The sequence below is a fragment of the Xenorhabdus lircayensis genome, assembly GCF_016306625.1.
In the GTDB taxonomy this organism is placed as follows: Bacteria; Pseudomonadota; Gammaproteobacteria; order Enterobacterales; family Enterobacteriaceae; genus Xenorhabdus; species Xenorhabdus lircayensis.
Genome location: NZ_JACOII010000023.1, coordinates 22,954 through 37,341 on the forward strand (window position 1 = coordinate 22,954; position 14,388 = coordinate 37,341).

General features: G+C 43.3%; 18 protein-coding genes. 1 reads left to right on the plus strand and 17 read right to left on the minus strand.

What is annotated here, in order from left to right; translation table 11 throughout:
* Nucleotides 1-18: 18 nt before the first annotated feature.
* From H8A87_RS05390 to yceD, 16 genes are all read right to left on the minus strand, one after another.
* On the minus strand, nt 19-903 hold the full coding sequence (locus H8A87_RS05390; protein ID WP_332460334.1) for a phosphotransferase: 885 nt from the start codon (nt 901-903) through the stop codon (nt 19-21).
* Nucleotides 866-1,435 (minus strand): penicillin-binding protein activator LpoB, encoded by a 570-nt coding sequence (gene lpoB, locus H8A87_RS05395; protein WP_198688974.1) that lies wholly within the window; start codon nt 1,433-1,435, stop codon nt 866-868. The genes H8A87_RS05390 and lpoB overlap by 38 nt, the downstream gene beginning before the upstream one ends.
* A gap of 67 nt (nt 1,436-1,502) precedes the next feature.
* Nucleotides 1,503-1,850, minus strand: a complete 348-nt coding sequence (gene hinT, locus H8A87_RS05400; protein ID WP_198688975.1) for a purine nucleoside phosphoramidase — start codon at nt 1,848-1,850, stop codon at nt 1,503-1,505.
* 27 nt (nt 1,851-1,877) lie between these two features.
* A complete protein-coding gene (locus H8A87_RS05405; protein WP_198688976.1) occupies nt 1,878-2,657 on the minus strand; it encodes a metal-dependent hydrolase in 780 nt (259 codons plus the stop codon).
* Nucleotides 2,658-2,679: 22 nt separating this feature from the next.
* Nucleotides 2,680-3,669 carry a DNA polymerase III subunit delta' gene (holB, locus tag H8A87_RS05410; RefSeq protein ID WP_198688977.1) on the minus strand — a complete coding sequence of 330 codons (990 nt, stop codon included), beginning with the start codon at nt 3,667-3,669 and terminating at the stop codon, nt 2,680-2,682.
* Nucleotides 3,670-3,688: 19 nt separating this feature from the next.
* Entirely contained in the window at nt 3,689-4,321 is a 633-nt protein-coding gene (gene tmk, locus H8A87_RS05415; RefSeq protein WP_198688978.1) for a dTMP kinase, read from the minus strand.
* Nucleotides 4,318-5,343: an endolytic transglycosylase MltG gene (gene mltG, locus H8A87_RS05420; protein ID WP_198688979.1), complete on the minus strand. Its 1,026-nt coding sequence runs from the start codon at nt 5,341-5,343 to the stop codon at nt 4,318-4,320. The genes tmk and mltG overlap by 4 nt, the downstream gene beginning before the upstream one ends.
* Nucleotides 5,344-5,403: 60 nt before the next feature.
* Nucleotides 5,404-6,231, minus strand: a complete 828-nt coding sequence (gene pabC / locus H8A87_RS05425; protein WP_198688980.1) for an aminodeoxychorismate lyase — start codon at nt 6,229-6,231, stop codon at nt 5,404-5,406.
* Between the two features lie 186 nt (nt 6,232-6,417).
* Nucleotides 6,418-7,659 carry a beta-ketoacyl-ACP synthase II gene (fabF, locus tag H8A87_RS05430; RefSeq protein ID WP_198688981.1) on the minus strand — a complete coding sequence of 414 codons (1,242 nt, stop codon included), beginning with the start codon at nt 7,657-7,659 and terminating at the stop codon, nt 6,418-6,420.
* Between the two features lie 74 nt (nt 7,660-7,733).
* Nucleotides 7,734-7,970, minus strand: coding sequence for an acyl carrier protein (gene acpP / locus H8A87_RS05435; protein ID WP_012989255.1), 237 nt, complete (start codon nt 7,968-7,970; stop codon nt 7,734-7,736).
* Between the two features lie 151 nt (nt 7,971-8,121).
* Entirely contained in the window at nt 8,122-8,856 is a 735-nt protein-coding gene (gene fabG / locus H8A87_RS05440) for a 3-oxoacyl-ACP reductase FabG (protein WP_198688982.1), read from the minus strand.
* A gap of 11 nt (nt 8,857-8,867) precedes the next feature.
* Entirely contained in the window at nt 8,868-9,797 is a 930-nt protein-coding gene (gene fabD / locus H8A87_RS05445) for an ACP S-malonyltransferase (RefSeq protein WP_198688983.1), read from the minus strand.
* 18 nt (nt 9,798-9,815) lie between these two features.
* The gene (locus H8A87_RS05450; RefSeq protein ID WP_198688984.1) at nt 9,816-10,769 is read right to left on the minus strand and encodes a beta-ketoacyl-ACP synthase III; all 954 of its coding nucleotides are present in this window, start codon (nt 10,767-10,769) and stop codon (nt 9,816-9,818) included.
* The gene (plsX, locus tag H8A87_RS05455; RefSeq protein WP_198688985.1) at nt 10,770-11,813 is read right to left on the minus strand and encodes a phosphate acyltransferase PlsX; all 1,044 of its coding nucleotides are present in this window, start codon (nt 11,811-11,813) and stop codon (nt 10,770-10,772) included.
* Nucleotides 11,814-11,842: 29 nt separating this feature from the next.
* Nucleotides 11,843-12,013, minus strand: a complete 171-nt coding sequence (gene rpmF / locus H8A87_RS05460; protein WP_004247080.1) for a 50S ribosomal protein L32 — start codon at nt 12,011-12,013, stop codon at nt 11,843-11,845.
* A 12-nt stretch (nt 12,014-12,025) separates the two neighbouring features.
* A complete protein-coding gene (gene yceD / locus H8A87_RS05465; RefSeq protein ID WP_198688986.1) occupies nt 12,026-12,550 on the minus strand; it encodes a 23S rRNA accumulation protein YceD in 525 nt (174 codons plus the stop codon).
* Nucleotides 12,551-12,694: 144 nt separating this feature from the next.
* Here yceD and H8A87_RS05470 point away from each other — a divergent pair, with 144 nt between their 5' ends.
* On the plus strand, nt 12,695-13,288 hold the full coding sequence (locus tag H8A87_RS05470; RefSeq protein ID WP_198688987.1) for a Maf family protein: 594 nt from the start codon (nt 12,695-12,697) through the stop codon (nt 13,286-13,288).
* On the opposite strand, the gene rluC is transcribed toward H8A87_RS05470, so the two are convergent.
* Nucleotides 13,282-14,238, minus strand: coding sequence for a 23S rRNA pseudouridine(955/2504/2580) synthase RluC (rluC, locus tag H8A87_RS05475; protein ID WP_198688988.1), 957 nt, complete (start codon nt 14,236-14,238; stop codon nt 13,282-13,284). The two genes, H8A87_RS05470 and rluC, sit on opposite strands and share 7 nt — an antisense overlap.
* Nucleotides 14,239-14,388 lie beyond the last annotated feature (150 nt).

Here is a 14,388-nt window from a genome sequence, read left to right on the forward strand (position 1 = left end):
TACGCCAATTTAAACTTATTACATCAGCTTAAAACTGTGGCGCAGAGGATGCACCAGTGATAAAAATTGTTGCTCTCTTGTCTGCTGCCAACGTACTTCATACCACATCAGCATCATATATCTAACCCACGGTTCCCATCGCTTAATCTGCTGTTTCAATCGTTGGATATCTGAATACCCTGATGCTCGGATACAATAATAATCCAAAAAAGTTTGTTGCTGTATCTCATCCCATTGATTTCCCTTAAATAGCACAGCCAATGAGAAACCAATATCAACATCAGCAGCATATTCCCAATCAATCAATTTTAGCCCTTCTTCGGTCATTAGCAGATTATCAGGGTGAATATCCATGTGAGCAGGAGCGATTTTTAAAGCGGTAGGCATTTTAATTGCTATAAAAAATTTATGCAGGCGTAACCAGCGTGGAGACAAACGTTTCCGGTCAATCTGCTGCCACTGAGAGGCAATTTGCTGTTTGAGTTTAAGGGGATAGCCCAATGGAGAATGGTGATGGAGAATGACAAGTGTCCGAGCCAATGATTGCTGTAAAGCTGGCTGACCCAATGTTTCAGCGTCTATTTTTGTGCCCATGAACCACTCTAGCAATAGCCAAGTTCCATTCATAGCCATCACTTTGGGCGCAATATCTGTGGAAAATAACCTGCGTAAGATCTGATTTTCCCGCTGGCGATCCACTCCCAGAGTTCTATTAAGTGATGTTTGTGCACGCCCAACCATCTGACGCACACCATCCGTAATATAGTAACTTCCTTGTGTCAGACCCGTTAATGGCCTAATTTCCCAAGACTCTACTGGAATGTCAGGCCATTGCTGACATAACATTTTCAATAAAGAGTTATTGTTAGTTAACGTCACCACGACCAGACCAGAGTATCTCACCGGTTTTGACCAGCATAAGCTGCATATCTATGTCACGCTGACCATTATGACTAGAGACCTCGGAGTAAAGAACATAGTCAGCGTTCAAATAGCGCGCCAACCCAATGGACTTACTGCGCAATCCTAAGCTATCTTCCGATGACAATCCCAATGCTTGCTGGGCTGTATGGACTTGGGATTTAGGTACAACTTGAAAGACCTGTTCGATACTGATTGCATCTGTAATCGCATCAGTGGCTTTCAGGGTTCGTAAGGAACCATTAGTGTTATTTTTGACAGAATCAACAAGTAATACTTTTCCCGCATCTACACCATTGGCCTTAGCCATCTGCTCAACCAATGGCTGAACGATATTATTCCAATTAATAGACTGGAGCTTGGGTGGTTGAGGCACTTTTTCCGACCGCTCTACCGGCGGCTCCTGTTTTTTCTTTGGTTCCACTGGTGTAACAGGAGCAGGCTGTTGTGTTTCCAGAGTTACACAACTCGCCAGCAACATTGCTGATAATATAACAAAGAGAATTCTTTTCATTAATCTACTCCGGTTACATCGCTCTTGTACCGATACTCGTGAACAATATTGTTCCGCCAACCTATTATCATGCCAACAATGGTCCTAATGGACGTCCACCGACCAAATGCATATGGATATGGAAAACTTCCTGCCCTGAGTGGCGATTACAGTTCATAATCAAGCGATAGCCATCTTCTGCAACGCCTTCCTCTTTTGCAATTTTTGCTGCAACCGTAAACAAACGACCCAATGCAATTTCATGATCAGTGGTAACATCGTTAACCGTTGGGATCAATACATTAGGTATAATCAAAATATGTGTTGGTGCCTGAGGGGAAATATCACGGAACGCTGTGACTAAATCATCCTGATAAATAATATCAGCAGGAATTTCACGACGGATTATTTTACTAAAAATAGTTTCTTCTGCCATCTTATTTCTCCTTTTTGCCATTTAATTTTATTTAATATCGATATGAAACAGTTCACAAAAGTTTCTTGTTGTCACCGTTGCCAATTCATCAATACTAACACCTTTTAAAACTGCCATATATTCAGCAACGTCACGCACATAAGCTGGCTGATTCTGTTTACCACGATGAGGAACAGGTGCCAGATAAGGTGAGTCAGTTTCTACCAGAATGCGATCTAATGGCACAAATCTCGCCGCTTCACGGATCTGCTCTGCATTACGGAAGGTGACGATACCAGAAAAAGAGATATAGAAACCCAAATCCAGCAAGGCTCTTGCCGTTTCTTTGTCTTCCGTGAAACAGTGCAGAACTCCACCACATTCTTGCACTTTCTCTTCCCGCAAGACCATCAGTGTATCGTCTCTTGCTTCACGGGTATGCACAATCACCGGTTTATTTAATTCTCGGCCAATTCGGATATGTTTACGAAATGATGTTCTCTGGAGTTCAACATTTTCTTTCTGATAATAATAGTCCAGACCAGTTTCGCCCATTGCGACGACATCCTCATCCGCAGCCAGCCGGGCAAGCTCTTCAAAATTGTAACCCTCATCCAGATTCAGTGGATGGATACCACAGGAATAAGCTACATTTTCTCGTTTACCAATCAGATTTTTCATCTGCTGGAATCCGGGCAACGTAGTCGCTACTGCCAGCATATACTTCACATCCCTTTCTGCGGCTTTCGCCACAACATCATCTACACTTTTGTGCAGCGTTTCATAATCAAGGCAATCGAGGTGGCAATGCGAATCAACTAAAAACATAATATGCTCGTATATAAATAAGTTACTGTGTGGGGCAAAGCTGTTTTTCCCAATTGAGTAATTGTTCTGTCAGCAATAATTCTCGATTGATACCCACCACCGAAAATAATTGATGACGACAATGTATCCAACCATCAACGGTACTTAATAATGTGTCCACACTTTGGGCAGAAGCCAGATGATGAATCAAAGCCTGCTGATCTTGGTTAACGCAGTAATTTTGCGCTTTCTGCTGCCATTTCACAGCATCGGATAATAAACTAATCAGCCAATGCAAAGAGCGCTGTACATCATCACGATTCAACAATGGCAAAAGTGACAGGGTATCACATTTATGCAATGCCTGTGCAATTGCCTGGCAAAGCGAACTTCTCTGCTGCCATTTTTCAGGCTGAAGTAACTGCTCCGCTGCCAGTGGTGCTCCCTGAGAAAGTTTTAATGCTGTCTGTACATCCAGAGAGGGTATAGCTGGAAGCTGGTTTTTCAGCCAATAAAGCCCTACAGAGTTTTCAGGTACCGGGAGAAAATAATAAAAACAGCGACTACGCAGTGTTGCCAGCAAATTTGTAGGGCTCTGACACCGCAACAGAAAATAAGTGTTTTTAGGTGGCTCTTCCAGTGTTTTCAACAAGGCATTGGAAGCTGCATCGGTCAGGGATTCTGCCAATGGTAACCAGACAATTTTAGCGCCTCCTTGCTGAGAATGTTCGTAGAGTTTTACGCTGATCTGACGTACAGCATCCACTCCAATAGTATTTTTTCCCTTTTCAGGAGCAAGGACATGCCAGTCAGAATGGGTTTCTGCCAACATCAAGTGGCAACCATGGCATTTGCCACAGCTTTTCATACCCTGTTTATCCTGACACATTAACCAGCGACTCAACCCATAAAGTAATGCATCTGCGCCAGTTCCTTCGTGGGCATGAAGCAAAACAGCATGGTGCCCACGTCCCTGTTGATGGGATTCAACTAACTGGCGGTACGCATGATTGAGCCACGGATACCAATTCATGTTGGTGTTTCCTGTTCTTTCAACCACTATTTTTCAACCAATCAAGTAAGGTATAGCGGATATCATCCTGCACTTTTTCCAGCAACTGAGTGGCATCAACCTTCCTGATGCTGTCATCTTTCTCCACTAATTCGAGATATTTTTCACGAGTGCGATGGAAGAAGTCCAAAGATTCTTTTTCAATGCGATCCAATTCGCCACGCTCACGGGCACGTTGTAAACCCACCTCTGGAGGTAAATCAAGATAGATAGTCAAGTCTGGATGAAAATCACCCAATGCAGCTTCGCGTAATGATTCCATCAGATTTTGATCTATACCACGACCGCCGCCCTGATAGGCCTGGGAAGAAAGGTCATGACGATCACCAACCACCCAAGTTCCCTTTGACAATGCTGGCTTGATGATGTTTTCCACCAATTGAACTCTGGCAGCATATATCATCAATACCTCTGCCTTATCTGTCAGTGATTCTCCTTCAACACCCTGTTTAATCAGCTGGCGTAACTTTTCTGCCAATGGCGTTCCACCCGGTTCACGGGTAAAAATCAAGTCAGAAATACCATACTGTTTCAATGTTTCAACCACTGTTTGGATTGCTGTCGTTTTTCCCGCACCCTCAAGACCTTCAATTACAATAAATTTGCTATTCATTTATCCTGCTTTAATCTCTGACGGTAAAGATTTACCGCCTTATTATGTGCTACCAGATTAGTGGTGAATGTGTGTCCGCCATCGCCATTCGCAACAAAATATAAGTATTCTGTGACAGCAGGATGTCCTGCTGCCTTAATCGAAGCCAGACTTGGCATAGCAATGGGTGTTGGTGGTAACCCATCAATCATATAGGTATTGTACGGTGTAAAAGCGGTTAGATTGCTGCGAAAAATCGTACCAGTATATTTATCTCCCAACCCATAAATTACCGTTGGATCAGTTTGTAATCGCATCTTTAACCGTAGACGATTCACGAATACAGAAGCAACTTTGGTACGTTCAGACTCAATTGCCGTCTCTTTTTCAATGATGGATGCCATGATAAACATCTCATAGGCATTCTTATACGGCAGATTTCTTTCGCGGCTTTCCCACTCCTGCTTTAGTACCATTTTCATTTTGTTATTAGCGCGCTTGAGTAACTCCACATCACTCGTGCCTGCTGTATACAGATAGGTATCAGGATAAAACCAGCCTTCCAGTGATTCTCCCGCTTTCATCCCCAAAGCATCAATCAGTTCTTGCGGTGTTTTACTCTCAGCTTCATGCTTTAAGTATGGCGCATCCTGCAATATTTTTGACCAATCAGAAAGGCGACTGCCTTCAACAAAGCGAATAGCAAACTGTGTTTCTTTACCGCTGGCGAACAGTTGCAAGACGGCTCTTAAGGACATGCCTTTTTGCAATCGATAAGTCCCTGCCTTAAATTTCGCCAATTCAGGTTTAAATCGAAATAACCACGGCAATAATTGATTATTTTCAATTAACTTATGCTGAATCAGCAAAGTTTCTAAGCCAGCACGTCCAGTTCCGGCCGGGACAGTAAATATAAATTCTTGATTAAGATTAATATTCTGATCAGCAAAGTTTTCGATTTTCTTCACAAAAGAAAAAAATACAATCACTGCGACCGCAATAATCAATCCAGGTAGAATGAAAATGCGCTTTTTTAGTTTCATTCGGTAATCACTTTTATTTGTGCTTCAATGATGAGTAATTAATAGCTAATGCTTTAAACATTAAGGCGTTAAACATTTGGGTAATAAATACTCATGTAACTCTCTTGATTGATATTTCCACGCAGGTTGATTTTTATGCGCTTGAATTTGACATACTGGAATCACTGGCATCAGGGAATTACAGATAATCACTTCATCTGCATGAGCCAGTGCTTCAGGATAACGCATGACACATGACAGGTTATAATCACTTTTCGTCAATAATTCGATTATTTTCTGCCGCATAATCCCTTCCACACCGCACTGGCTAAGATCAGGCGTATAAACATTTTTTCCTTTTCGCCAAAATATATTGGCAGTACAACACTCAACTAATAAACCATCACTATCAAGCACCAATGCCTCATCAACTTGGGATTGCTCAATGAATCTTTTGATCAAAATCTGCTCCAAACGATTCAAGTGCTTGATACCTGCTAAATAGGGATTAATTCCCATAGGAATAGGGCTAAGAACCAATGAAACGCCTTTTTGACGCTGAGTAATATACTGTTCCGGATATGAACTCAGAAAAAGGATTTGAGTGGGTTCAATCGTGTCAGCAATACTATAACCACGGTTCCCCGTTCCTCTGGAAAGAATGACTTTCAAAACACCTGATTCACACCCTTTCACTACTTGTTTAATATGATTCTCAAGTTGCAGCCAATCCAATGCTGGCATAAACAATTTTTCAACGCCTTTTTGCAGCCGCTTTATATGCAAAGGTAGCAAAATCGGCTGCCTTTGCTCAACTCTTATCGTGGTGAAACAACCATCACCAAATTGAACCGCGCGATCATTCACAGGTAAGTGCTCGCACTGATTACCATTAATCCAATACGTCATTTTAATTTCTTATTTTCGATAAAAAGGCGTAATAACCTCATCTATTAAGGGGCGTTATAATAGTATAGGTGCCTCAGTAGTGCAAAAAACCATACAAAGACGATCATTTCAAAAAACAATCATAAAAATATAGGCATAAAAAAAGCCCCAACAAGTGTTGAGGCTCTTTATAAACACAACGTGTTTTTAGATCTTACGGAAAATCAATGACCCATTGGTGCCACCGAAACCGAAAGAGTTACACAATGCGTATTCCATTCCTTCAACTTTACGTGCTTCATCTGGAACTAAATCCAAATGGCAGTTCTCATCCTTATTTACCAAATTAATGGTTGGAGGAACAATCTGATCACGCAGGGAAAGAATAGTGAAAATGGATTCAATCGCTCCCGCAGCACCCAACAAGTGGCCTGTCATTGATTTGGTTGAACTCACTAATACTTTAGTACCTTCACCAAAAACAGACTCTACTGCACGGGCTTCTGCAATATCACCGACTGGTGTTGAAGTGCCATGAGCATTGATATAGCCCACCTGCTCTGGTGAAATACCCGCATCTTTCAGGGCATTTTCCATCGCTAACGCAGCACCCGCGCCATCTTCAGGAGGTGATGTCATATGGTAAGCATCACTGCTCATGCCAAAGCCAACAACTTCAGCATAGATTTTTGCACCACGTTTTTTGGCATGTTCGTATTCTTCAAGAACAACCACACCCGCTCCATCACCCAGAACAAAACCATCACGATCTTTATCCCAAGGACGGCTTGCAGTCAGAGGATCGTCGTTACGGGTCGATAACGCCCGTGCAGCACCGAATCCGGCAACACCAAATTCTGTACTGGCTTTCTCTGTGCCACCTGCCAGCATAATATCAGCATCATTATAGGCAATGATACGAGCCGCATGGCCGATATTATGTACGCCAGAAGTACAGGCAGTTGCAATGGAGATACTAGGGCCACGAAGTCCATAAAGGATGCTCAGATGACCTGCCACCATATTGATGATGGTCGAAGGTACAAAGAATGGGCTGACCTTGCGAGGCCCTGCCGAAAGCAATGTACTGTGGTTCTCTTCAATCAGCCCCAAACCACCAATACCAGAACCAATAGCAGCACCAAAGCGGCTAGCATTGGCTTCTGTTACTTCTATTCCTGCATCTTCAATGGCTTGTGCGCCTGCAGCAATACCATACTGAATGAAGAGATCCATCTTCCGTGCATCTTTGCGCGAAATATTGAAATCTTCATGATTAAAATTCTTCACCACACCTGCAAATTTAGTTGCATGGTTAGAGGTGTCAAAATGTTCGATAAGGCCGATACCACTCTGTCCTGCACAAACAGCATTCCAAGAAGATTCTACTGTATTGCCGACAGGAGATAACATGCCTAGTCCGGTCACGACTACTCGACGCTTAGACACGGTTATCCTCCAGGGAGGGAAAAAATTTAGGACGAAAAACATAGGCGGTCGAATGACCGCCTAGGTATGTGTGCTTATTTACCTGCGTTTTCAACGTAGTCAATAGCAGCCTGAACTGTAGTGATTTTTTCAGCTTCTTCGTCTGGGATCTCGATATCGAACTCTTCTTCCAGAGCCATTACCAGTTCAACTGTGTCAAGAGAATCAGCGCCCAAGTCATCAACAAATGAAGCTGTGTTCACAACTTCTTCCTCTTTAACACCCAGTTGTTCAACGATGATTTTCTTAACGCGTTCGTCGATAGTGCTCATACTATTAAATTTCCTATCAAAACTCGCTTTTGCGATGGTTTTCGTAGTTTATAAAATACAGGAAAAGATGCAACCAAATCCCGGCTGGTCGAACCACAATCTGCTTCTTTTTGTACAAAAAATACATCAAAAACAGAGGGTTCGCTCATTTTTAGATCATGTACATGCCACCATTGACATGTAATGTTTCACCCGTAATGTAAGCGGCCTCGTCAGAAGCAAGAAACGCTACAGCACTGGCAATTTCTTTTGCATCACCGAGACGATTGGCAGGAATTCCAGCTGAAATGCCTGCACGTTGTTCGTCTGTCAACGCTCTGGTCATATCAGTTTCAATAAAACCAGGTGCAACAACGTTGACGGTGATGCCACGAGAAGCGACTTCACGAGCCAATGATTTACTAAAACCAATAACTCCTGCTTTCGCTGCCGTGTAATTCGCCTGCCCTGCATTTCCCATCGTCCCGACAACAGATCCAATGGAAATAATACGTCCATAACGTTTTTTCATCATAGCGCGCATTACTGCTTTTGACAGACGAAAAATCGAAGAAAGATTAGTGTCAACAATGTCTTGCCACTCATCATCTTTCATGCGCATCAACAAGTTATCACGAGTGATGCCTGCATTATTAACTAAAATGTCTATTTCACCAAATTCAGCACGAATATTCGATAGTGCATTCTCAATGGATTCTGAATCTGTGACATTCAGTACAAAACCTTTGCCTTTATCACCAAGATAGGCACTGATTGCTTCAGCTCCTTTTTCACTGGTTGCGGTACCAACAACACATGCACCACGTTCTACCAGTAATTCTGCAATCGCGCGACCTATGCCACGGCTAGCGCCAGTGACCAGTGCAATTTTTCCATCAAAGCTCATGTTTTCCTCAGTCATTTGTTCAGAGCAACTGTGAGTGATGATACATCATTTACTGCTACAGCATTTAAAGTATCAACAATTCGTTTAGTTAACCCAGTTAATACCTTACTCGGCCCAATCTCTAATAGTTGTTCAATACTTTGCTCAGCAATATATTCAACGGATTCTGCCCAACGTACAGGATTATACAACTGACGAACCAAGGCGTCTCGAATCGCATCAGCAGATTTTTCTACTTTTACATCGACGTTATTGACGACAGGGAATTGTGGCTGATTAAACACAACTTCTTGCAGTGCAGCCGCCAATTGCTCGGCCGCAGATTTCATAAGTGCACAGTGCGAAGGCACGCTAACGGATAACGGCAATGCTCGTTTAGCACCCGCAGCCTTACATGCTGCTCCCGCACGCTCTACAGCATCTTTTTCACCTGCGATAACAACCTGCCCAGGTGAATTAAAATTAACAGGTGAAACAATCTGGCCTTGTGCTGATTCTTCACATGCCTTTGCAATGGATTCATTATCTAAACCGATAATGGCATACATTGCCCCCTGACCTTCTGGTACAGCTTCCTGCATCAATTTTCCACGCAACTCAACGAGTTTAATTGCCTGCTGGAACTCAATCACTCCAGCACAGACCAGCGCTGAATATTCGCCAAGGCTATGGCCTGCCATGATGGAAGGTGCTTTACCGCCCTTTTCCTGCCATACACGCCAAATAGCCACTGAGGCAGCCAGTAACGCAGGTTGGGTTTTCCACGTTTTGTTCAGTTCTTCTACAGGCCCTTGCTGAACCAATGTCCACAAATCATATCCCAAAACCGCAGAAGCTTCTGCGAAAGTCTGTTCAACCAGCGGAAACTCTGAAGATAAATCCGCCAACATACCCAGAGCTTGAGAACCTTGACCGGGAAACACCATTGCAAAATCAGACATGTTTATTTTCCTGTTGAATTAAAAACGTACCAGCGCTGAGCCCCAGGTAAAGCCACCGCCAAATGCTTCAAGTAAAATTAGCTGGCCGCGTTGAATTCTTCCATCGCGCACCGCTTCATCAAATGCTGTCGGAACAGATGCTGCCGACGTGTTGCCATGACGATCCAGAGTCACAACGACTTTATCCATTGTCATATCTAATTTCTTGGCTGTCGCTGAAATGATACGCAAATTCGCCTGATGAGGTACTAGCCAATCAAGCTGGGAATGAGGCAAGTTATTCGCTTCTAATGTTTCATCAACAATATTAGCCAATTCACGAACAGCCACTTTAAAGACTTCATTGCCAGCCATCGTCACATATTCTGGTGTATCACACTTCACTCGGCTTTGATGAGGTAATGACAGCAAATCACCATAACGCCCATCCGCATGAAGATGGGTGGATAAGATACCAGGCTCCTCTGAAGCCCCGACAACCATTGCGCCCGCAGCATCCCCGAATAGAATAACTGTACTGCGATCTTGAGGATCTACAACCCTTGAAATAATGTCAGAACCGATCACCAGTGCGTGTTTGGCTGCGCCTGTTTTAATAAATTTATCTGCAACGCTCAACACATAAGTAAAGCCGGCACAGGCTGCGGCAACATCAAAAGCCGCAGCGCTTTGAATTCCCAATAACTGCTGAATTTGACAAGCCGCGCTTGGAAAAGCATGCGTTGAACTTGTGGTAGCAACAACAATTAAGTCAATTTGTACTTTATCGATGCCAGCCATTTCAATGGCCTTTTCAGCAGCTTTGAAACCCAAAATTGCAACATTTTCATCTTCCGCGGCAATACGGCGTTCACGAATTCCCGTCCGAGTGACAATCCACTCGTCAGACGTATCTACCATTTTTTCTAAATCTGCGTTTGTACGCACCTGCGCAGGCAAATAACTGCCCGTACCTAAGATCTTTGTATACATTTATGTTTGTTCACTCTTGGGTAATACTGCATCCAGCCGGGCAGCGATTCTGTCAGGAACCTGCTTCTCTACAGCCTGCACTGCTTGATCAATAGCAGCCTTAAACGCTTGTTCATTGGCAGCACCGTGACTTTTGATGACGATGCCACGCAACCCTAATAACGTTGCTCCGTTATGCTGGTCAGGGTTTAGATGACCAAACCGCTTCGTTACCTGTTTCAGCAACCATTTCTTGAATATCTTCATCAACAAAGAAGTTTTTTTCTGCTGACCGTCCGGTGATTTTATCAGAGATAGAATGACTCTGATCGCACCTTCCATCGTCTTCAGCGTAACATTACCTGCGAAGCCGTCACACACGAGTACATCTGTTTTCCCCGTCAGTAACTCATTTCCTTCCACATAACCTATGTAATTAATCACTGAGGTATTGCGTAAGGTTATAGCGGCTTCGCGGATATTATCTAGCCCTTTGAATTCTTCTTCCCCGATGTTGAGTAGTGCGACACGCGGATTATTCACACCTGCAACATACTCCGCCATTACGGCGCCCATAATCGCAAACTGAACTAACATACGGCTATTACAATTAATATTAGCGCCTAAATCCAATACAACTGTCTTCTGCTGTTTTAGATTAGGTATCACTGTCATCAACGCAGGCCGTTCAATTCCTTCTATGGATTTCAGCATCACTTTGGCCAGCCCCACCAAGACTCCTGTATTTCCTGCACTGACACAGGCCTGCGCTTCACCCGATTTAACCAGATTTAGTGCAATACGCATCGAAGTACCATGGCTGGAACGAATACCCTGAGAAGGCCTTACATCGTTGGAAACGACACGTTCCGCTGGGATAACTTGCAAGCGGCTGAACAGCTCAGCATTTTTATTTGCAAGCAAAGGAGAGATGGTTTCAGGATCACCGACCAACAATAGCTTTAGTTGTGGATTAGATGCCAGTGCCTGCAATGCAGCAGGCACCGTAACGCGAGGACCAAAGTCCCCGCCCATAGCATCTAACGCTAAGGTTAGATTAGCCAAGATATCAACTTGCTAATGGTTAGCTGAAATTACTTGTTGATTACCTTGCGGCCACGGTAGTAGCCATCAGCAGTCACATGATGACGCAGGTGAGTTTCACCAGAAGTTTTGTCTACAGAGACATGTGTTGCAGTCAGTGCGTCATGAGAACGACGCATACCACGTTTAGAACGAGTTGGTTTATTCTGTTGTACGGCCATTGACCTTACTCCTTAAGTACTTTTCTTTAAACTGGCTAATACGGCAAATGGGTTTGGTTTTTCTGCTTCAGGAGGCAGTTCACCAAACACCTTATCCGCGTCGGACACTTCACAGTGTTCAGAATCATGTACCGGAATCACCGGCAGAGATAGAATTATTTCATCTTCAATCATTGCCAGCAAATCTATTTCGCCAAATTCATTAACGCCAATTGGCTCATACTCTTCCGGTAATGCTTCAGCCCTCTCATCATTGACGACCGGGCTAAAACAATACGTTGTGTGAACATGATGACTGAAATTACTGCCACAACGCTGACAGGCGAGTGTGACATCCACATCGGAATGCCCTTTTACAACTGCCAGACGCTGATTATCAATTTCAAATGATAATGAGCTATCTACATCACTATCCACACTGACCACGGATTCTGCAATACGAGAAACTTGCCCAGCAGAATAACTACCTTGGTAGTCCAATCTTTTCTGGGCTGTTCGAAGCGCATCGATGGTCAGGGGTAATTTTACCTTTTGCATAAGGCGCGCATATTATCTTTGTAATGAGACATAGTCAAAGAAAAAGGCCACACATCTGCACCTTTCCGCCAAATATTCGCTTATTAAGCGACGTATAGTTTAAAATGCCTGTGAATATTTCTCTACGTATTTTATGGAAAAATCATGCTTCCGATTGTTTTATCGTCAACTTCTGTATATCGCCGCTTATTATTGGAAAAAATAGGATTACCTTTTACCTGTGCCTCCCCTAATATTGATGAAAGTCCACAGGAAAATGAAAGCCCAGAACAATTGGTCATGCGGCTCTCACATGCAAAAGCTACCGCATTACAACGGGATTATTCCAGCCATCTGATTATCGGTTCAGATCAGGTTTGCGTTTTAGATAACAAAATTACTGGCAAACCTCATAATTTTGAAAACGCTTATGCACAACTCAAAGAAGCCAGTGGTAAATGTGTCACTTTTTATACTGGCATTACGCTGTTCAATAGCAAAACCAAGGATATGGATACCCGTTATGAGCTATTTCATGTCTATTTCAGAGATCTTACCGAAACAGAAATCACCAACTACTTAAACAAAGAAAAACCTTTCAATTGCGCGGGTAGTTTTAAAAGTGAAGGATTGGGAATTACGTTATTTGAAAAACTTGATGGTAGAGATCCCAACACATTAATCGGTTTACCATTAATTACTCTGACAGAAATGCTTATCCGTCAGGGGGTAAACCCTCTGACGGTATGTTCTCAGTGATTATTTTGTCGCAGTGTTTTTAAACATTGCCGTAACCTATCATCCATTGGAGCTTCAAAACGCAGAGTTTCCCCCGTGGATGGATGGGTAAACTTTAATGAGCTGGCATGCAGGAACAATCGGTTAAGCCCCGTTTCTACAAGCTGTGCATCAAATGCTCTATCACCATAACGATCATCAAAAGCAATGGGATGACCTGCATGTAAAGTATGCGCGCGGATCTGGTGAGTCCGCCCCGTGACTGGACTCGCCCGCACCAACGTAGCGAAAGTATATCGTTCTTCAACTTTGAAGCGTGTCTCGGATGGTTTGCCTTCATTACTGACTTTTACTACCCTTTCACCGCCTTGCGGTATATTTTTCAATAAGGGGACATCTACCACTTTGCAATGGGATTGCCATTGCCCACGCACTAACGCCAGATAATCTTTCTGCATCTGCCTCAGACGTAACTGTTCATGTAAGACACGCAATGCAGAACGTTTTTTCGCAATCAACAAAATACCCGATGTATCACGATCGAGACGATGCACCAGTTCAAGAAAACGCGCTTCAGGACGCAGTGCACGTAACCCTTCGATCACACCGAAACTCAGCCCGCTGCCACCATGTACTGCCGTTCCTGATGGTTTATTAATGACCAGAATATGGTCGTCTTCATACAAGATACACTCCGCCAGAGCAGCCACCTTACCCAGCTTTGCAGATACAGGTGCTTCCTGCTTTTCTGCCACTCTGACTGGTGGGATCCTGAGGATATCACCTGCTGTCAATTTATATTCAGGCTTGACTCTTCCCTTGTTAATTCGAACTTCACCCTTGCGCAAGATCCGATAAATCATGCTCTTAGGTACACCTTTCAAACGAGCCAGCAAAAAATTATCAACTCGCTGACCGGCCTCATCGTCATCAATCGTGACAAACTGTACAATTTGATTATTTGTTTTCATGGGCGAGATTCTAATTATCCAACAAACAGAGCGCTACTCATTTTTAAATATGTCTAAATAACATACATGTTTTCCTACTTCATTATTTCAAGTGTCTTAGGATAAAGGCTAAAGATTAACAACTTATCACTATTTCCTAATAAAAAACCC